This window comes from Paenibacillus lemnae (assembly GCF_012933385.1).
Taxonomy (GTDB): Bacteria; Bacillota; Bacilli; order Paenibacillales; family Paenibacillaceae; genus Paenibacillus_AQ; species Paenibacillus_AQ lemnae.
Genome location: NZ_JABBPN010000003.1, coordinates 486,773 through 506,585, shown reverse-complemented (window position 1 = coordinate 506,585; position 19,813 = coordinate 486,773). Strand labels below are relative to the sequence as shown.

Genomic DNA, 19,813 nt, shown 5'->3' with positions numbered 1-19,813 from the left:
GCCTCCCGTAGGAGTCTGGGCCGTGTCTCAGTCCCAGTGTGGCCGTTCACCCTCTCAGGTCGGCTACGCATCGTCGCCTTGGTGAGCCGTTACCTCACCAACTAGCTAATGCGCCGCAGGCCCATCCTCAAATGACAGATTGCTCCGCCTTTCATAATCCCCTCAGGTGAAGGAATCAATTATCCGGTATTAGCTACCGTTTCCGGTAGTTATCCCAGTCTTGAGGGCAGGTTGCCTACGTGTTACTCACCCGTCCGCCGCTAAGCATCAGGAGTGCAAGCACTCCGTCAGCTCCGCTCGACTTGCATGTATTAGGCACGCCGCCAGCGTTCGTCCTGAGCCAGGATCAAACTCTCCATATAGGATTTATCGAGCGAACACTTTCCCAAATGACTCCGAGAAAATATCCGACCGATGAGTTTAAAAGCTCATTTCAAAACTGACGAGATTATATAATCTCATGTTTGATCTTGCTAAAAGCAAGATCGGTTTAACTCACTCGTTGTTCAGTTTTCAAAGATCAACTTCTTTAATGTCGCCTCGCGTTCTCTCGCTTCAGCAACTTTTATATCTTATCATGTTCCATCTTCATTTGCAAGCTTTTTATTTCATAAGTTTTAATCCTTGCAAACTTTACGATCGATTATTGATAATACTGCTTATCTCGACCGGATTTATAATATATCACAGGCTTCCAACTTGTTTCAACACATAAAATATACCAATTCAAAAAGGCAGGCGATAGCCGCCTGCCTTTCCTGTCTATCTTTCTGCTTCTAGTTTTTAATCCATGGGTTTTTGCGCTGACGTACGCCGGAAGGCTTACTATTACGAGTAGGTTTCGATTTATTACGTCCCGCACTCTGTCTCGAAACTTTGGCTGTAGATTTAACCGCTTTTGATTCCTGTATGGATTGCTCTTCATCGTCAGCATTCACTTCCGGGCTGATCTGAAACTCAGGGAATGTACTTACTGATTGATTGAACTGGACGTTTTCATCCTGACGACCATGGCATCCACAGTTTTTTTGAGGATATACGCCAGCTTCTCCGCTTGATGCATACTGGCCGCTTGCATGAATCCCTGAAGACATTCCTGCCCCAGAACTCTGCATCATTGGCATCCCGTACGGTGACCAAGACTGAACAGGTTGTGAAGCAGTCCCCATCACCATACCTTGCTGTGGTGCGTACATTTGATGAAAGTGAGCCGGATTGGATTGGGTGATCGGTTGGTTTCCGAACTGCGGTCCATAAGGAACGGCCATCGGCATGATCCCATGACATCCGCAAGGGACAGGCTGCATGGCATCATATACCGGATATTGGCCAGTTCCTGCATAGACACCGTGGGAATATTCTCCCGAAGAGTGATGATCCGTCAGCCCAGGATAATATGATCCTGGTGAACTCTGAGCTTCCATTGGCAGCCCATAAGTATGCGGCATATGATTCATTTGCATGGAAGCCTGCCCTGGGCCCCATCCTTGATGATATGACAATGGTGAACTTTCATGACAGCCGCATGGTGCACCAGACATAGCAAACTGATGAGACATTTGTTCATACATTGGATGGACGTAATGATGCATAGGTGTAGCGTACAATTCCGGACACTCCGGGATCGGTTCACAGAACTGTGGATGCATCATTGGTTGTGTTTCAGTGCACGGCGGTTCCGCTACATAATGAACGATAGGCTCACATTCTTTTTCGATGACGATCGTTTTCTCAATCACTTCCGGTTTAGATGGCATCATAATAACTTCCGGGGTCACATTGATCTCAGGTTTTACTACAATCTCGGGAACCACAGTAATCTCAGGCGAAAATTCAATTTCCATTTCCTGTTCTTCCATTTTCGAAGCCTCGGGCATTTTCGGCGGGGTTGGGAGCACTGGAGCTGTCATCACTTCTTTAGGACCTGTATATGTTTTACTCCCCGGAGTCGTTTTGCCTGCTGCTCCCGTACTCGTTCCTGGGCTGGATGCCTCTGTTGTACCTGACGAGTTGGAGGAATTGGAAGAAGGAATGTTAACAACCTCCCCTACCAAAAGCGCATTGGGATTTTTAAGCTGAGGGTTAGCATCAATCATCTGCTTTAAAGATACTCCCCACGCTTTGGACAGCTTCCAGAGGGAGTCCCCCTGCTTGACTGTATGCTTGTGGATGATTGGAGCCGTCTCGCCGGGAACAGGTATTGGCTCTGTCGGGACCTTGATCTTGGCACCCACTTCAAGCTGATTGGGATCTACCAACTGAGGATTGGCGTCAATGATCTTTTCTAACGAAACGCCGTACTTTTTTGACAATTCATATAGGGTGTCGCCCTGTTTGACGATGTGTATCTTCACGCTGTTAAAACCTCCTACACTCTCTTCTAGGCCACCGTTAGGTTATCGCCCGCATTCGATACTACATCCTATGCAGAATATGGGCGATTGACATCTAAAAGACAAAAAAAATCCCTCCACCTAAAGCGAAGGGATTATATCAGAGGTTTTATTTGACCTGTGATTTCTCTTTTTCATAAGCAAACCCCGGATAAGAGCCCAGGATTCGAACCTGACAGCCAAGCGCCTCAATCTCTCCTACAGCGGCTGTCAACAGAACCGAATCTGCAGATTCCAGCACATCAATATAGAAGTAGTAGTTCCCCAGCTTCTTTTTCGTAGGCCTGGATTCAATGCGGGACAGATTCAGTCTGCGCCACGCAAAAGCGGACAGTACCTGGTGCAGCGCTCCAGGTACATCCTCCGGCAGTGTAACCAGTACGCTGGTTTTTGTATGCTCCGGCGTACGCGGCAGCGCCAGGGGTTCTCTGCCAATCAGTACAAACCTCGTGTAGTTATTGTCATGGTCTGTAATGGAAGAAGACAATATATCCAGCCCATGGGTGGTCGACCCCAAGGTTGTTCCTATAGCTGCCCAGCCTTTACCGGGATTGTCTTTGACAATCTTGACGCCCTCCGAGGTACTGCCTACGGGCTCCAATTCCGCCACTGGAACATACCGGGCGAGGAATTGCCGGCATTGAGCGGTGGCAACAGCGTGAGAGTATATCCGGGTAATTTTATCAAAGGCAAAGCTGCCGTCCGGCTTCAGAAATTCCGACCGATTTCCAATTAAATTCTGGATGGAGGGGTAGACCCATTCCACCTGCATCGGAACATCAATTTCATTCACCAGCCAATCCATATGAAGACTGACAGATCCTTCGATGGTATTCTCAATCGGGATGACACCATAATCACTGTTTCCATCCACCGTTGACATGAACACATCGGAAATCAACTTATGGTGTACAAGTTCAACCGTTTCTCCATTTAGCAGATACAGAAGCGCTTCATGGGATACCGATCCTGAAGGCAGCAGTGATATCCGTTTCATATTCTGACTTCACCTCTAATCATGTCCATAAGGGAGGTGCTCCGGTCATAGTCCAGGACACATACACCTTCTTGATCCGGGCTCAACAGCATCACCGATGCTGTAATCCCGTGCTGGCCCATCGTATCTAAAAGGTACGTTTTCAAATGTTCTGTCTGTTGTTCTCCCCGTTTCACAAAAGCAATGAGCGTAGGACCCGCTCCGCTTAATGCGATTCCAAGGGCTCCCCGATCAGGAGCTTCCTTCAGTATTTGCGTCATCCCTGGTACAAGCTCCGCCCGGTAAGGCTGATGAATCCGGTCGTTCATGGCCGAACGAATCAGATCCAGACGCCCTGTAGATAATGCGGCCGTCAGAAGAGAAGAACGGCTAATATTAAACACCGCATCCGATAAGGGAACTTGTGCAGGAAGAGCTCCTCTTGCTTTGGATGTGGAAAGCTGAAAATCAGGGATTAAAACAAGGGTTTCCAGTTCCGCAGGCGGGTCAATACGTACATAATCCGCATGTTTTCCGTCCCAGGCTGCAGCAATGAAGCCGCCAAACAAGGAAGCACCAACATTATCAGGGTGTTTCTCAAGGCCCGCAGCCATGTCGAACAGCTTGCTGGAAGGCAGTGGAGAACCGATCAGCGCATTAGCTGCTGCAAGAGCGCCGACTATAGCAGAAGCACTGCTACCAAGTCCACGTGTCAGAGGAATTTCCGAATACATACCAACATGCAGTTCCGGTACCGAAACGCCAGCCTCCTCGAACACCATCTGGGCCACCTTATAGATCAGATTCTCCTTATTCCGGGGAATCCCGTCCATCTCACTTCCATGCAGTTCAAAAACACTTTGGTCACTTTGACGCAGCTCGATCCAGGCGTACAGTGAGAGTGCCATGCCCAAGGTGTCAAAGCCGGGTCCCAAATTTGCTGTACTGGCCGGGACCCTGATTCGTACGCCTTCCTTCAAGCTCATACTTGTGCAGCTCCTTCAAGCTGTGCGATGGCATCCATGACAGCAGATTCACTGTCAGATACCACCAGCGGCTCTGCGTTTACCGTTTTGATCGCAATGTTAGGATCCTTTAAACCATGACCAGTCAGTACGCAAACAACCGATTCTCCGCCTTTAAAGTAACCTTCCCGCTTCATTTTATACACACCGGCAATCGATGCTGCGGATCCAGGCTCGGCAAAAATCCCTTCCCGTGATGCGATCGTACGATAAGCTTCTAAAATCTCATCATCGGTCACATAATTAATTTGTCCCTTGGATTCTTCAGCCGCCGCAACCGCCGTCTTCCAGCTGGCCGGATTACCGATACGAATAGCCGTAGCCACCGTTTCCGGATTAGCAATTGGCTCGCCTTTAACGATCGCCATGGCCCCCTCTGCCTCGAAACCGAGCATGGTCGGCAATGAGCTGGATTTACCGGCTGCATGATATTCTTTAAAGCCTTTCCAGTACGCAGTGATGTTGCCTGCATTACCTACAGGAATCGCCAATACGTCCGGAGCTTTACCCAATTGATCAACCACTTCAAACGCGGCTGTCTTTTGACCTTCAATCCGGTAAGGGTTCACGGAGTTGACCAATGTGATCGGATGCTTGGCGGTAATTTCACGGACGATTTCCAGAGCACGGTCAAAGTTACCATCGATCGCGATGACTTTAGCACCATATATAATAGCCTGCGCCAGTTTACCCAGTGCAATATTGTTATTCGGAATCAGCACGATGCAGTTCAAGCCGCCGCGAGCAGCATAAGCTGCAGCCGCTGCAGATGTATTGCCTGTAGAGGCGCACATAATCGTCTTGCTTCCTTCTTCCATCGCTTTGGCTACCGCCATGACCATGCCGCGGTCCTTAAAGGAACCGGTAGGATTCAAGCCTTCAAACTTAAAATGAAGGTCGATGCCCAGATCCTTGGACAGGTTCTCAGCACGAATCAGCGGTGTATTGCCCTCTTTCAGCGTGAGCAAAGGGGTATTGTCATTGACAGGCAGGTATTCTCTATAAGTTTGCAGTAATCCTTCGTAAGGCATAGTTAAACGCTCCTCTTTTGTTATAAAAATGAATAAGATTACAGTCCGGCAGGAACTACCCTTCTACACGGTACACACTTTTAATACCGCGAATCACTTCCAGGCCTTCAAAATGATCCAGTACTTTATCCATACTCGACTTGCTTGCATTATGTGTAACAATAATGATCTCTGCTTCCGGCGTCGACGCATTCGGCTGCTGTACCACCGATTCCAGGCTTACACCGTATTCAGCGAATACCTGAGTGATTTGCGCCAGTACCCCTGCCTTGTCATCAACATGAAGAAGGATAAAGTTTTTAGATAAAATCTGATCATCGCTCTTCAGTTTCTTTTCTTTATAAGGCGCAATCGTCTGCAGTCCGTTAACCCCGAGCTTCAAGTTCTTGATTACAGCCACAAGGTCAGCAACGATCGAAGTGGCGGTCGGCATTTCACCTGCACCCGGTCCGTAGAACATGGTCTCGCCTACGGCTTCACCATATACATAAACGGCATTGAACACACCATTCACGGCAGCCATCGGATGACTGGTACGAACCATGGTTGGCTGGACACTGATGCTTACCTGGTCCTGCTCCCGGTCAGCGATACCGAGCAGCTTCATCTCATAGCCCAGACGCTTGGCATACTGGATGTCTTCCTTGCTAACCTGTGAAATACCTTTCACCGTTACGTCCTGAAGCTCAACATTCGTACGGAAGCCCAAAGTTCCCATGATAGCCATTTTACGCGCTGCGTCGAGACCTTCCACATCGGAAGTCGGGTCTGCTTCTGCATAACCAAGAGCCTGTGCTTCTGCCAGGACATCCTCATAAGAAGCGCCTTCCTGGCTCATTTTGGTCAAAATATAATTGGTTGTGCCGTTGACGATCCCCATAATTTTTGTAATCCGGTCGGAGGAAAAGCCCTCGATCAGTGTCCGGATAATCGGAATCCCGCCAGCTACACTGGCCTCATAAAAAACATCACACTGTTTCTCATGCGCTTTCGCCAATATTTCAGCACCATGCAGTGCCATAAGATCTTTATTCGCGGTCACAATATGTTTCCCGAGTTCCAGAGCTTCCAGCATATACGCTTTAGTCTGCTCGATTCCGCCCATAACTTCTACAATGACGTCGATTTCAGGGTCACGAATCACTTCCCAAGGGTCTGTCGTCAATTTGCTGGAATCGACAGCCACACTGCGATCTTTGTCCGTATTTTTCACAGCGATTTTCTCGATGATGATGGGAGAACCCACCTGGCTGCTCAAATCCTCTTGATGACCTTCAACAATACGTACCACACCTGTACCTACAGTACCTAATCCTAACAATCCCACTTTAACCGGCTTCATCTGCACAACCCCTCCTGTATTACACTTATCTTTCTTTATCCTCTTATCGGCCGTATCTCAGCCTTGTCCAATCATCTGGACCTTTCTCACGCCTGCAATCCGGCGCATGCCGACAAGCAGATCATCCAGCTCTTCATTTAATCTTGATACTTCAACGGAAATGACGACATTGGCTATACCCTGCAGGGGGATGCTCTGATGAATTGTCAACACATTGCCTCCCTCACCCGCAACAAGTCCAAGCACGCCAGACAACATACCGGAACGATGTTCCATATCGATAGAAATGGTGACAATCTCGTCCCGATCCAGCTGGTTGATCGGATGGATGCCATCCTTGTATTTGTAGAAGGCGCTCCGGCTTAGTCCTACCTGCTCTACGGCATCATGTACGGTTTTCACTTCACCAGCAGCCAGCAGTTTTTTTACCTGCATCGTCTTGACAACGGCTTCCGGTAAAATATCCTCACGGACTAAATAATAACGCTCCTTCACAAAACGTCCTCTCCTCAAAGACTACTGTTTTCGTATAGTGGACATTATAAGGGATAACGGTCATAAGAGCAATACATATGGGACTATTTTATACCACTATACCTTAAAGAGGCCAAAAGTTCAGGGAATAACCATAAAAAAAGCCGGTTCCTCATCAGAGAATCCGGCGGTTCATCGTTTTAATAGTAGCTGCTGCCTTCCACAAACTCGAATTCGAAATCGGCAATACGCACAATGGTTCCGTCAACCGCCCCGCGGCGGCGGAGCTCCTCATCAATTCCCATATGGCGCATGGTTCGTGCGAGCTTCAGGATGGCATCATGGGAATTCATCTGCATCCGTTTCAGCATACGCTCAATCCGCTCACTATGAACCACGTAGGCTTCATTATCACGGGTAATTGTGAAGGTATTGTCGTCTTTCTTATCAAACTTGTACACTTTACGCTCAGCCACTTCAGGCACATCCTCTACAGCCACTTCATCTGGAATGGCATCCAGCAGAGCTGCCGCACGATACAGTAATTCCTGAATCCCCTGACGGGTCAAGGATGAGATCGGCATAATTTCCAGATCCGGATGAACCTCCCGAACCTGCTCCCGGAAAATCTCCAGATGATCTGCAGAGTCCGGCATATCCATTTTGTTAGCTGCTACAATCTGGGGTCTTTCGGCAAGCACCGGATTGTACAGTCTGAGCTCATCATTGATCTTCTGCCAGTCTTCAAAAGGATCTCTTCCTTCAGAACCCGACATATCCACAACATGAATAATGACGCGTGTCCGTTCTACATGACGCAGGAATTCATGCCCCAGTCCAACGCCTTCATGAGCACCTTCGATCAGACCCGGCAAATCCGCCATGACAAAACTACGATCATCACTGACTTCAACCACGCCCAAATTCGGAGTAATCGTCGTAAAATGATATGCCCCGATCTTCGGCTGGGCACCCGACACGACAGACAGCAGTGTGGATTTGCCGACACTCGGAAATCCGACCAAGCCTACATCTGCCATAACCTTCAATTCCAGAGTCACGTACCGCTCTTCGCCCTCTTCTCCGTTCTCAGCCAGTTCCGGAGCCGGGTTGTTTGGAGTGGCGAAACGAATGTTACCTCGCCCCCCACGGCCTCCGCGTGCTACAATGACCTGCTGGCCATGGCGGGTCAAATCTGCGATGACCTCGCCTGTATCATCGTCCACCAGTACCGTACCGGGAGGAATGCGCACCACCATATTTTCTGCATTCGCCCCGTGCTGGCTTTTATTCCGTCCCTTGTCTCCCCGTTTGGCTTTGAAATGCCGTTGGTAACGGAAATCCATCAGTGTTCTCAAACCTTCATCGACCCGAAAAATCACGTCGCCGCCTTTTCCGCCGTCTCCTCCGGCCGGGCCGCCATTGGGCACATACTTCTCTCGTCTGAATGAGATCAGACCGTCTCCGCCGTCCCCGCCTCTTACAAATACTTTTGCTTTATCTACGAACATGAGATTGATTTCACCTTCCTCAAGTCACATACGGTACACACAGACGGTACGTCATATGGCCCGTATCCACCTGCTCCACCCGCATTACTGTATTATTCACTGCTTCATGTAACTGCTGTTCCAGCGTCAGCCGGTCTCCGAACTCCCCTTCACCCTCAAACTCAGCGATGCATCCGTCTTCCTGCTCCCAGAACGTCAGAATTAACTGCTTCTCTTCTTCAGGAGAAGATGACATACCTGCCTGCTGATACCTATCCACCACTGTAATGACGGCTTCCGTCAGCGCCTGCTGGGTTTCGACCGGGAGCTTTTCATTGAGATGCACCTGATCTACAACCTCAACTTCAAGCGGCAGCGCCGGGTTATAACTGCGGTATGCATGCAGATAAAATACGAGTGAAGGAATGCCCAGTTTGGATACCTTGCTGTCCTGAAGCATCCGTTCTTTTATTCTTTCCACACACAGTACGGATTTATCATGTTTACCTAATTGAATATATCCATACATAATTTGGAGCTCATTCATCCAGTCATGCCGGTGATGATTTAATGTCTGAATGGCTCTATCTTTCACGGCTTCTTCCAGCCTTACAAGCTCCGATGCCATGTGCTGCTGCTCCCTGCGCCGGGACATCCAAAAAGCTATAACTGAAGCGGCCGCCGACCACATCACTACCGCTGCAGCAGAGCCAAGCGAAGGATGCCAGTACATTAACGCAGCAGGCAGCAGTGTCGTCAGACCTGTCCCGGCTGCAATCCATCTCCAGGAATTCATGACTTCTCCCCGTTCCTCTACTGGTTACTTTCACCAATTCCCAGTATACCATAGACTTTATTGGGGATTCATCACGTAATGTAAATAACAATAGACCCTATTCAAAAAAAGAAGTCTCCGGCATAGTGCCGGAGACTTCTTTAACTGTAAGCCAGTCCTGAGACGATTAAGCCTCAACCGCAGCCGCTACAGGAGCGACCTCAACCGGGTAGACGCTCACTTTCTTGCGATCACGACCCCAACGTTCGAATTTCACAACGCCATCGACTTTCGCAAACAGTGTATCGTCTTTACCGATGCCCACGTTTGTGCCTGGGTGAATTTTCGTTCCGCGCTGGCGAACCAAGATGCTTCCGCCGGAAACAGCTTGACCGTCCGCACGCTTCGTACCAAGACGCTTCGAGCGGCTGTCCCGTCCGTTCTTTGTGGAACCTACACCTTTTTTCGATGCGAATAACTGAAGATCCAATTTCAACATATCAGCCTACCTCCTTCTTTTAATGATACTTTCTTGTATTTGAATATACTCACGGTATGAATCTGCAATTCCTTGCAACATCAGCACCATAGATTCGAGAAGCAGCTGGACCTGATCTGATACTGCTTCATTCATGTTATGCGGCAGCACCGCACTTAGAAATCCACCTTTCATCTCAGCATCCATGACCGTATCCGTTAGTGCTTCAATGGAGTTCACTGTACCTACAGTCACACTGGATACTCCCGCACACACGATATCTTGCCCAGGATCAGCATAACCTGCATGTCCCTTGACTTCAAAGCCATGAATGTTTCCATTCTCCTTGCGATGAACCTGTACAGTAATCAATTACCGCACCTTCTTACGCCTGGATTTTCTCGATCGTTACTTTAGTGTAAGGTTGACGATGACCTTGCTTCTTATGGTAGTTCTTCTTCGGCTTGTATTTGTATACAACGATCTTGCGACCTTTACCGTGCTTCTCTACCTTTGCAGTTACGGATGCTCCGGATACAACCGGTGTACCCGCTACCAGACCATCCCCATTGGATACGGCCAGTACACGGTCGAAAGTCACGCTTTCGCCGTCACCTGCAGTCAGTTTCTCGATGAACAGCACATCGCCCTCTTGGACTTTGTATTGTTTACCACCAGTTTCGATAATAGCGTACATTTGCTTGCACCTCCTCATGTCTCAGACTCGCCTGATTCAGGTGTCCGATCAATATCATTGACCGTCCTTGTCGACCTGACCGGAGCGGTTACAGCATGTGCAGCAAATCTTCGCTGGACACATACCTGATGATCTTAACATAAATGAATCCCATGGTCAACAATTATCCTTCTAAATCACGCTAAAGGATTCCAGTGCCGCCGCATGTCCTGCATGTTCTTTGAAAAGGGTCGGCCAGGCTTTCCCTCGCCTGTTTTCGCGTCATCTCCAGCAATCCCAGCTTGGTCCAGCCGAGAACGACACATTTTGTCCGGTCTTTGCTTATTCCTTCTTCCATCGCCTGGAGCACCTGAGCACGGCTGTTTTCTTCGATCATATCAATAAAATCTACGATGATGATACCGCCAATGTCTCTCAGACGCAGCAGCCTGGCAATTTCTCTGGCGGCACTTATATTAGTCCGGGTTACGGTTTCCTCCAGATTGCTGCCTCCGGTATATTTTGCCGTGTTTACATCAATGACAGTTAGGGCTTCCGTCTGATCCAGCACGATGGTCCCCCCGTCAGGCAATGCCACCTGCCTTGAAAATGCGGCTTTCAGCTGTTCTTTTACACCAAATGCCTGAAAAATCGGCTCACTGCTTCCATATATCCTTGCACATGGCCTGCTGCCTGGAACAAGCATCTCCAGATAATCGTTTATGGCTTGCGCCTCTGAAGCCCGGTCCACCACCAGCTCGTCACGTCCCGGATCAAATGCATCCCGGATGAACCGCTGTACAATCCCCGACTCTCTATGAAGCAGAGAGGGAGCCTGATGTTTGCGGGCTTGTTCACCAATTCGGTTCCACAACTTGCGCAGCCACTCTAGATCGCCTCTAATCGCTTCCGATGTCTCGTTTTCTGTTACAGTACGCATGATGATTCCCTCATTACCCTGTTTCAAAGACTCTCCGAGCACCTTAAGACGGGTTCTTTCTGCTTCCCGGGAAATTTTCTTCGATACCGCCACATAACCGGACTCCGGCATATACACCATAAATCGGCCCGGCAGAGAATAATGAGTCGTTACCCGCGCACCCTTGCCACCTCTGGATTCTTTGACGACTTGAACGACCATCTCCTGTCCTGTAGAGAGGAGCTCAGAGATGGGGGGCTTATTCTTCGGCTGCTTCTCCAAATGAGGGTGCAGTATATCATCCACATATAAAAAAGCATTTTTGCGCAATCCAATATCGACAAATGCTGCCTGCATTCCCGGAACAACATTAACAATCCGGCCCTTGTAAAAACTGCCGGCTACGCTCTGCTCAGGGCTTCGTTCTGATGCATATTCAACGAGTATGCCGTCTTCCATAAGGGCAAGCTGGAGAATTTCAGGCTCACTGTGAATGATCATTTGCTTCATGGCTTCACCTCTTTATAGAAGACTGCTGTTTATATCACCCTATCATACACCACACTGCAGCAGACTATCTCTTGAGCGGAGGATTTTTGGTTGAAAAATAGGAAGCGATCACCTGCTGTTCCGGCAAAACCGCCAACAGACCTCCGCTTCGGCTCATGACATAGATCAGATGATATTTCTCTCTTTTGAATAAACGCAAAATGTCATCCAAAGGTTTCGATGAATCCGCAACGATTGGCTGAGCTGCTCCGGATTCCTGCTCCTGGTCCTCATAACTCCGGTTACGATTCACCAAAAATCTCAAAAAGCGATACGGAATATTCCGGTAGTCTTCGAAATTGGAGTAAACGAGAAATAATCCGATCAGGATCAGGTTTAGCTGCACGCCCTTCCCATGTATCAAAGGCAGCAGAGCATAAACCAGCATGATCACACTGCAGGCTAGACCTGCCCTCGAAGTCCAAATGAGCGTGGAATGATATGGCGCAAACAAACTGATAGCTGCCTGAAGCAGCTTCCCTCCGTCCAGCGGGAGAATCGGAAGAAGATTGAATAATGCGATGATAATATTGCTTTGTATAATATAACCCAGAAACTGGGCATCTCCCCACCCCATACTTTGACAGAGCATGCCGGCTCCAATCATAACGGCATTTTGAAGCGGACCAGCCAGAGCGATCACCATTTCCCGGTATGCATTCATTCGACCATTGTCTTCAATGACAGCGACGCCCCCGAACGGAAGCATCTGGATCGACCGAACCTTGAATCCCATGGCCGCCGCAGCGCCCGCGTGTCCTAATTCATGAATAAATACAATGGTAAACAAGGTCAGCAGCTCCAGGAAATTGCCGGTGACCACGGAAGCCAGCATAATGATGACAAAGAGAGGGTGCAGCGATAATACCGTCCCCCTGATGGTAATCAAAACGAGATCACTTCTGCCGGGTCCATGGGGCGGTCTCCTTCTTTCAGCATAAAGTACAGTACCGGCTGCTGCTCAGATCCTGAGACCGATGGCAGTATTCCTACCACTTCCCCTCCCTGTACCCAGCTGCTCACTTTAAGAGACGTTTCCCCCAATCCGCTGTAGAGCGCAGTCTTTCCGTTGGTATGCTGGATTTGAACAGCCAGCGTACCGTCGCTTAATGTACTCACCTGGAGCACACGACCGGAATCCACGCTTTTCACTTCCCTGGCGTATAAAGAACCCTCGGCGGGAACGAGTTTCACGCCATTCATATCCACAGCAAACGGCTGCACCATGCTTCCGTTTAATGGAGGAATCAATGAGATTCCACCATTGACCTTGGTCGACTCCGGGTTGTCTTGTCCGAAAATCGGAATGAATGACGGTGCTCCGCCAAAATGATCCTCATACCAGACCTGTGCCGCTTGAAAATCCATCTCCCGGCTTAGTCCATCAAGGACGAACATCTGGACACGAAATGCCCATGGTTCCTCCAACTTAAACACCCCCCAGACGGCACCAAACAATATACCGCTGACCAAACAGCGCTTCAGCATGCTTCCTATGAATGACGTTTTAGGCGGTTTAGGGTGATCTGTCGGACTGTCATACCAGCTTCTATATCCCTGTTTCCATAATATTTCAGGATCCCGTTCCTCGGGCGGTTTCATTTGAGATTCTGGCAAGGCAGCAGCAGCCGGCTGGTGTGCAGGCCCTTTATTGCTGCCTGGAACAGTCTCAGGCCATGATAATTCCGAAACTTCTTCGCGGTTTTTGTCATCCAATAACTCCTTGATCCGTGCCTGCCTTCTATGTCTTACCGAAGATCGAATATCCATTCAAACTCTCCCCCTTGGGGCTTGTTTTACTCTATCTTATGAAACGTGAAAAGAGGTTTAGAACAAGCCATCGAGGAAAGGACATATGAGAGAACCCCTATCTGGATGAAGCTGCTTGAAACGGGAGTTGGAAAATACAAAAAACCGGTGAGGCATTCCCTCACCGGCGAAACTCTATAATTATAATGATGCCTAACCCATGCCGAAAAATTTCTTGAAACGTGTAAACATCCCTTTTTTCTGATGAATCTGCATCAGGGGAACCGTATCACCCAAAATTCGTCTGGCGATGTTCCGGTAAGCAATGGCTGCCTGGGAATTAGGATTCATCACCGTAGGCTCACCGCTGTTGGCCGCCTTGATGACCATCTCATCATCCGGTACGATACCAATCAAATCAATGTTAAGCACCTGGAGAATATCCTCAATCTCCAGCATGTCTCCCGATTTCACCATATTGGGCCGGATCCGGTTCACCACAAGCTTCGGTGATTCCACTTCAGAGTTCTCCAACAGCCCGATAATCCGGTCTGCGTCGCGTACAGCTGCATTCTCGGGGGTAGTGACCACAATTGCCTTATCTGCTCCGGCAATTGCATTCTTGAAGCCCTGTTCAATACCGGCAGGACAATCGATAATGACATATTCGTATTCCTTTTTCAGTTCCAGGACAATATCCTTCACCTGCTCCGGTGAAACGGCATTCTTATCCTTGGTCTGGGCAGCAGGCAGCATGTACAGCTCATCAAAGCGCTTGTCCTTGATCAATGCCTGATTCAGACGGCATCGTCCCTCCGCTACGTCGCAGAGATCATAAATGATCCGGTTTTCCAAACCCATCACGACATCCAGATTCCGCAGTCCGATATCCGTGTCCACCAGACAAACCTTTTTGCCCAAAAGCGCCAGGGCCGTTCCAATGTTTGCCGAGGTCGTCGTTTTGCCGACTCCGCCTTTGCCTGATGTTACGACAATTGCCTCTCCCATGTTCTACACCCCTTTAAACACATTAAAATCCCGGCCCAAACGAGCGATGTTGCTGATTTTGTCAATCTTCATGACACCATCCTGCAAATAAGCATATTCCATCACAGTCTCGCGGGTTTCCCACTCATCCGGCGGTCTGCTGATCAGTTCCGAGATCCGAAGCTGTGTGGGCGCAAGATACGATGCCGCAATAATGGCTTCCTCGTTGCCTTCCACACCAGCATGTGCCGTTCCCCGCAGGGCCCCCAATATATAAATATCCCCGGTAGCCGTGATCGTCCCACCGGGATTGACATCCCCCATAAACAATAAATCCCCCTCATGGTGCAAAACCTGTCCAGACCGAACCATTCCTGTCATGACCACAGGTCCAGTCAAAGGCTCTGCCTCCGGTCCAATCGGCGGCGACTCTACGGTGCGGATAAGAAGATTGCCTTTTTTCTTTAATATATCAAGAATGGTCTGCTTCTCGTCATCATTAATACTGCGTGTGCCCAGCTTCACATCGACATGAATAATAGGCCCGGTCAGTATATTCTGGTGACTGTGTTCAAGCTTGTATCGAAGCTCAGTGAGCAGCTCCTCGAAATCACATTGATCATCAAGCAGGAATACCAGGCCATCTTTGATGCCCTTAATCGTCACATGATTGGATTTTACAGCCATATGCCTGTCCCTCCCATCTAAATACATTTCGCGGTCAGACCCTTTAGTTCCTGCTGGTCTAGTTAAAATGTCGGATCTGCGTTATTAGGAAGCCTTGCTTCTTCTGGGATCTTTCGCAATCAAGTCCAGCTGTTTGCGAACAGGCACATAAATGAGCAGGGCAAACGCAAAATGAATCAGAAGATCGGGCAGCATTTGATTCAGCAAAGCCCAATTGTAGGAGTCCGGGTTAATTCTGAACAGCTTGTATACACCAAATAGCATACTGTCAAATAGAAGACTTCCCAAAATGACAGCAGTCATCATCACAGGCAGCGGAGCTCTTGGTGTTTTGAAAATCAGGCCGATAATATAGGCCGAGACCCCCATGGCAAAAGAGTATGTACCGATCATTTCACCATAATATACCACATCATGCAGCAGGCCAAAAATCAAACCCAGCACCAAACCGGTATGACGGTGATAATAGATCGTTGCAAACAGGATCGCCACAAACAGCAGATTCGGCGAGACCTTGCCTTGGAGCGACGGCGGGGTCAGCCAAAACCCAATGGTCCCCTGCAGGATAAACAAAACAAACAGCAGCAGAATCATAACATGCTGGCGTTTCATTCCTGCGGCTCCTCTGGCGTAAACACCACAAGCAGCGTCTTCCATTCCTGGAAGCTGGCAGCAGGATCGATCGTAGCCGTTCGGGTCAAGCCGAATTCGCCATCCTCGACCTTATCCACCTTACCAATGATCATGCCGCGCGGAATTACGCCGCCGCTGCCGGATGATACGATAAGATCGCCGTCTTTGACAGGGTCATCTTCAGGAATCCGGGTCATTTTGAGCATTTTTGTTTGTTTGTCATAGCTTTCAATGATGCCAAACGTATCCTTGTTTGATACGGTCGCAGCAATCTGCTGGCGCTTGGCATCCTGTGGATCCAGCGTCGTCAGCAGCTTCACCGTTGAGGTGAAGTTACCGACCTGGCTGATCACGCCCACCATACCTTCTACAGAAGTGACCGACATATTGGCCCGTACGCCGTCCTTGGAGCCCAAATCGATCACCAGTGTGTGGTTGTTCGGATCCTGATTCACGCTGAGTACATTGGCTGGACGGAAATCATAATCATATTTGCCTTTTTGAGCCTCTGTAAATTTTAAAAGATTCATATAGGTCTCGTTCTCGGTTTTGATACTGTGATACTCTGCACTCTCTCTGGCATATTGGGCGACCGCCTTCTTCAGGCGCTCATTCTCCGCATAGACTTCTTTCATGCTGCGCACATCTTCAAAGAAGCCCGCTATGTAAGAAGCGGGCTTGTAGAATACGCCTTGCACAAAGCCTACCGAATCCCTTACGAACTTCTCAGGCCAGGTCAGCCCCACCCGAGGTCCAAGTGTAAATCCCATGAGTGCTATAAACGTGACAAGTCCGATCAGCATAATAAACAGACGTTTGTTGCCTAGCAGCTTAAACAGTTCTTAACACCCTCTAACGTTACTGTTATCGATCCCGTCTATCAGATCAGCACCTCGAATTCCAGCCTAGCGTTTGGAACGAATGGCAGAGCTGCTGCGGGTCTTGAACAGGTGAATATTATCGAGCGCTTTACCCGTGCCAATCGCTACACAGTCCAGCGGGTTCTCCGCTACAATGACCGGCATTCCGGTTTCTTCAGCGAGCAGCTTGTCCAGATTGCGGAGGAGAGCTCCACCGCCGGTCAGCACGATGCCGCGGTCCATGATATCCGCAGCCAGTTCCGGAGGACATTTCTCCAGCGTTACCTTGACTGCTTCTACAATCGCATTGATCGTATCGGCCAGTGCCTCACTGATCTCGTCTGAAGTGATGGATATTGTCTTCGGCAGTCCTGTTACCAGATCACGTCCGCGAATTTCCATCGTTTCCACCGTCTCAAGCGGCATAGCAGAGCCAACTTCCATCTTGAGCTGCTCGGCTGTACGCTCACCGATCATCAGATTATACTGGCGTTTAATATACGAGATGATAGAATCATCCATTTCATCACCAGCAACACGGACAGAACGGCTTGTAACAATACCGCCCAGAGAAATGACAGCGACTTCCGTGGTACCTCCACCAATATCGACAACCATGCTGCCGGTCGGCTCCCATACAGGAAGATCAGCTCCAATAGCCGCTGCAAAAGGCTCCTCGATCGTGTAAGCCTCGCGGGCTCCTGCCTGCTTTGTTGCATCTTCCACTGCACGCTGCTCCACTGCCGTAATACCGGAGGGAACGCATACCATGACGTTCGGATGGCGCGGGAATATCGAGCGCTGCTTCTGCGCTTGGCGAATAAAATATTTAATCATCGTTGCTGTAGTATCAAAATCGGCAATAACGCCGTCCTTCATCGGACGGATCGCACGGATGTTACCGGGTGTGCGTCCAATCATTTTTTTGGCAGATTCACCCACTGCCTCAATACTTTTAGTATCTGTACGTAGTGCAACAACGGAAGGCTCTCTGACAACGATGCCTTTTCCCCGGACGTAAACGAGTGTATTCGCCGTCCCCAAGTCTATTCCCAAATCTTTCGTGAAACCACCAAACATGCTGTAATCTCCCTTTCTTCCTCAATCTGAACTATTATATTACATCAAGCCCCGTTCCTTCAAACTGACAAACTGTCCGTCTCCGATGATCACGTGATCCAGTACATCAATACCGATAATGCTGCCTGCTTCCACCAAACGATTGGTCAGCGAAATGTCTTCCGGACTCGGTGTAGGATCTCCACTAGGGTGGTTATGAGCACATATCAGGGATGCACTGCTGCATTTGATTGCAGCTCTAAACACCTCGCGGGGATGCACAATCGCAGCGTTCAAGCTTCCCATTGAAAGCGTCTCTTGGGCAATGACATGATTCTTTGTGTTTAAAAATAGACATACGAAATGCTCTTTCTGAAGATAACGGAGCTGCTCGCTCAGCAGCTCCGCCGCATCATGGGGACTGCGGATGACGACCGGTTCACCGTGTCTCGCTCCCGCCATCCGGCGGCCCAGCTCTATACCTGCCTTCAACTGGACGGCCTTGGCAGTACCAATTCCCTTGATCTGTGTCAACTCACTGATGCTTAAATCAGACAGCTGGCGAATGCTTCCCGCCTGCTTCAGAATCCGCTGTGCCACATGCACCGCAGATTCCTGGCGGGTGCCTGTCCGCAAAATAATCGCCAGCAGCTCGGCGTGGCTTAAAGCGCTCGCCCCATAAGACATCATGCGCTCTCTAGGTCGTTCATCATGGGGGATATCGCGCAGCATAAATGCTTGCGATTCCATCGTTTCCCCTACTTTCCTCAATATCATCCATCACTTGTTACGTCACGATAATTATTCCCGCTACTGACTCGGTCCCAGGACACGAATTCCCAAAACTGACAGCATATCCGCAAGCAGGGAGAGCGGGAGGCCGACAACATTGAAATAGTCGCCTTCAATGCCTTCCACCATCACGGCTCCAAGACCCTGGATTCCGTAAGCTCCCGCTTTATCCATAGGCTCACCTGTTGCGACATAATGCTGAATCTCATCCTTGTTCAGCGGCTTCATCCAAACGGAAGTAACCCGGTGCCGGATATCGCTTGTTCCCGACTCCGTATCTATACAGGCGACACCAGTGTACACCTGATGTTTCTGTCCTTGAAGCCGGTTCAGCATGGTGACGGCTTCTTGTTTATTCCGGGGCTTGCCCAGAATGTCCCCGTCAAGAACAACGACCGTATCGCTGCCCACAATTACCGAGCCCTTGGTGTTATGACCCAGCTCATCGCGGACAGCTTCCGCTTTTCGAAGCGCCAAAGTCTCTACAACCCTGCCGGGCTTCCAATCTGCCGGCGTATCTTCGTCCGCCCCGCTTGGCATCACTTCAAACGGTATGCCCAGCATTCGTATCAATTCCTGCCGCCGCGGTGAAGTCGAGGCCAGCACAATGTGGCGCGTTACCTTCTCAGTCACAGGGATTTCTCCTTAATTTAGAGCCTGCGATACAGCCAGACCGCTGTAATCATGCCTGTCAAGCCGAGCAGGCTTAGTTTGATTTCAATGTTAATGTCATAGTTAATGATATCCAGTTGTGCCTCTGGCGACCACCTGATCATTGTCGAGGCAGTTAAAAAAGATAGAGCTTTGACGGGAAGCAGCACTTTGGCAATCCATGTCCCGGTCAGCCATCCCAGCAGTATGAACAAAAAAAGCACTCCTGCGTTTTTCTTCATCACTCATCTTCCCTCGCCATTTTTT

The 19,813-nt window shown here is 49.3% G+C and carries 22 protein-coding genes and 1 rRNA gene; all 23 read right to left on the bottom strand.

Annotated elements, in window-relative coordinates; translation table 11 throughout:
• Positions 1 to 362 (bottom strand): 16S ribosomal RNA (locus HII30_RS05950); the annotation flags it as partial.
• Positions 363 to 776: 414 nt separating this feature from the next.
• Positions 777 to 2,354 (bottom strand): LysM peptidoglycan-binding domain-containing protein, encoded by a 1,578-nt coding sequence (locus HII30_RS05945; RefSeq protein ID WP_169504064.1) that lies wholly within the window; start codon positions 2,352 to 2,354, stop codon positions 777 to 779.
• A 148-nt stretch (positions 2,355 to 2,502) separates the two neighbouring features.
• A complete protein-coding gene (gene pheA / locus HII30_RS05940; RefSeq protein WP_169504063.1) occupies positions 2,503 to 3,390 on the bottom strand; it encodes a prephenate dehydratase in 888 nt (295 codons plus the stop codon).
• Positions 3,387 to 4,355, bottom strand: coding sequence for a homoserine kinase (thrB, locus tag HII30_RS05935; protein ID WP_169504062.1), 969 nt, complete (start codon positions 4,353 to 4,355; stop codon positions 3,387 to 3,389). Before thrB ends, pheA begins: the two co-directional genes overlap by 4 nt.
• Positions 4,352 to 5,425: a threonine synthase gene (gene thrC / locus HII30_RS05930; protein WP_169504061.1), complete on the bottom strand. Its 1,074-nt coding sequence runs from the start codon at positions 5,423 to 5,425 to the stop codon at positions 4,352 to 4,354. The genes thrB and thrC overlap by 4 nt, the downstream gene beginning before the upstream one ends.
• A gap of 55 nt (positions 5,426 to 5,480) precedes the next feature.
• Positions 5,481 to 6,767 (bottom strand): homoserine dehydrogenase, encoded by a 1,287-nt coding sequence (locus HII30_RS05925; protein WP_169504060.1) that lies wholly within the window; start codon positions 6,765 to 6,767, stop codon positions 5,481 to 5,483.
• A gap of 57 nt (positions 6,768 to 6,824) precedes the next feature.
• Positions 6,825 to 7,262 carry an ACT domain-containing protein gene (locus tag HII30_RS05920; protein ID WP_169504059.1) on the bottom strand — a complete coding sequence of 146 codons (438 nt, stop codon included), beginning with the start codon at positions 7,260 to 7,262 and terminating at the stop codon, positions 6,825 to 6,827.
• Between the two features lie 179 nt (positions 7,263 to 7,441).
• On the bottom strand, positions 7,442 to 8,752 hold the full coding sequence (obgE, locus tag HII30_RS05915; protein ID WP_169504058.1) for a GTPase ObgE: 1,311 nt from the start codon (positions 8,750 to 8,752) through the stop codon (positions 7,442 to 7,444).
• Positions 8,753 to 8,771: 19 nt separating this feature from the next.
• Positions 8,772 to 9,527: a Spo0B domain-containing protein gene (locus tag HII30_RS05910; RefSeq protein WP_169504057.1), complete on the bottom strand. Its 756-nt coding sequence runs from the start codon at positions 9,525 to 9,527 to the stop codon at positions 8,772 to 8,774.
• Between the two features lie 166 nt (positions 9,528 to 9,693).
• Entirely contained in the window at positions 9,694 to 10,005 is a 312-nt protein-coding gene (gene rpmA / locus HII30_RS05905; protein WP_169504056.1) for a 50S ribosomal protein L27, read from the bottom strand.
• A 6-nt stretch (positions 10,006 to 10,011) separates the two neighbouring features.
• Complete coding sequence (locus HII30_RS05900) at positions 10,012 to 10,356, bottom strand: ribosomal-processing cysteine protease Prp (protein ID WP_169504055.1); 345 nt, start codon at positions 10,354 to 10,356, stop codon at positions 10,012 to 10,014.
• A gap of 13 nt (positions 10,357 to 10,369) precedes the next feature.
• Positions 10,370 to 10,681, bottom strand: coding sequence for a 50S ribosomal protein L21 (rplU, locus tag HII30_RS05895; protein ID WP_169504054.1), 312 nt, complete (start codon positions 10,679 to 10,681; stop codon positions 10,370 to 10,372).
• Positions 10,682 to 10,862: 181 nt separating this feature from the next.
• Positions 10,863 to 12,089, bottom strand: a complete 1,227-nt coding sequence (locus tag HII30_RS05890) for an Rne/Rng family ribonuclease (protein ID WP_169504053.1) — start codon at positions 12,087 to 12,089, stop codon at positions 10,863 to 10,865.
• A gap of 64 nt (positions 12,090 to 12,153) precedes the next feature.
• Positions 12,154 to 13,017, bottom strand: coding sequence for a M50 family metallopeptidase (locus HII30_RS05885; RefSeq protein ID WP_169504052.1), 864 nt, complete (start codon positions 13,015 to 13,017; stop codon positions 12,154 to 12,156).
• On the bottom strand, positions 13,014 to 13,898 hold the full coding sequence (locus tag HII30_RS05880; RefSeq protein ID WP_169504051.1) for a M23 family metallopeptidase: 885 nt from the start codon (positions 13,896 to 13,898) through the stop codon (positions 13,014 to 13,016). Before HII30_RS05880 ends, HII30_RS05885 begins: the two co-directional genes overlap by 4 nt.
• A gap of 192 nt (positions 13,899 to 14,090) precedes the next feature.
• On the bottom strand, positions 14,091 to 14,885 hold the full coding sequence (gene minD / locus HII30_RS05875) for a septum site-determining protein MinD (protein ID WP_169504050.1): 795 nt from the start codon (positions 14,883 to 14,885) through the stop codon (positions 14,091 to 14,093).
• A gap of 3 nt (positions 14,886 to 14,888) precedes the next feature.
• On the bottom strand, positions 14,889 to 15,551 hold the full coding sequence (gene minC / locus HII30_RS05870) for a septum site-determining protein MinC (RefSeq protein ID WP_169504049.1): 663 nt from the start codon (positions 15,549 to 15,551) through the stop codon (positions 14,889 to 14,891).
• A gap of 84 nt (positions 15,552 to 15,635) precedes the next feature.
• Positions 15,636 to 16,163 (bottom strand): rod shape-determining protein MreD, encoded by a 528-nt coding sequence (gene mreD, locus HII30_RS05865; protein ID WP_169504048.1) that lies wholly within the window; start codon positions 16,161 to 16,163, stop codon positions 15,636 to 15,638.
• Positions 16,160 to 16,987: a rod shape-determining protein MreC gene (gene mreC, locus HII30_RS05860; protein WP_169504047.1), complete on the bottom strand. Its 828-nt coding sequence runs from the start codon at positions 16,985 to 16,987 to the stop codon at positions 16,160 to 16,162. Before mreC ends, mreD begins: the two co-directional genes overlap by 4 nt.
• Positions 16,988 to 17,089: 102 nt before the next feature.
• Complete coding sequence (locus HII30_RS05855) at positions 17,090 to 18,124, bottom strand: rod shape-determining protein (RefSeq protein ID WP_169504046.1); 1,035 nt, start codon at positions 18,122 to 18,124, stop codon at positions 17,090 to 17,092.
• 39 nt (positions 18,125 to 18,163) lie between these two features.
• Positions 18,164 to 18,853: a RadC family protein gene (gene radC / locus HII30_RS05850; RefSeq protein ID WP_169504045.1), complete on the bottom strand. Its 690-nt coding sequence runs from the start codon at positions 18,851 to 18,853 to the stop codon at positions 18,164 to 18,166.
• Between the two features lie 60 nt (positions 18,854 to 18,913).
• Positions 18,914 to 19,528: a Maf family nucleotide pyrophosphatase gene (locus tag HII30_RS05845; protein ID WP_169504044.1), complete on the bottom strand. Its 615-nt coding sequence runs from the start codon at positions 19,526 to 19,528 to the stop codon at positions 18,914 to 18,916.
• A gap of 17 nt (positions 19,529 to 19,545) precedes the next feature.
• Positions 19,546 to 19,788: a DUF4321 domain-containing protein gene (locus HII30_RS05840; RefSeq protein ID WP_169504043.1), complete on the bottom strand. Its 243-nt coding sequence runs from the start codon at positions 19,786 to 19,788 to the stop codon at positions 19,546 to 19,548.
• Between the last annotated feature and the right edge of the window lie 25 nt (positions 19,789 to 19,813).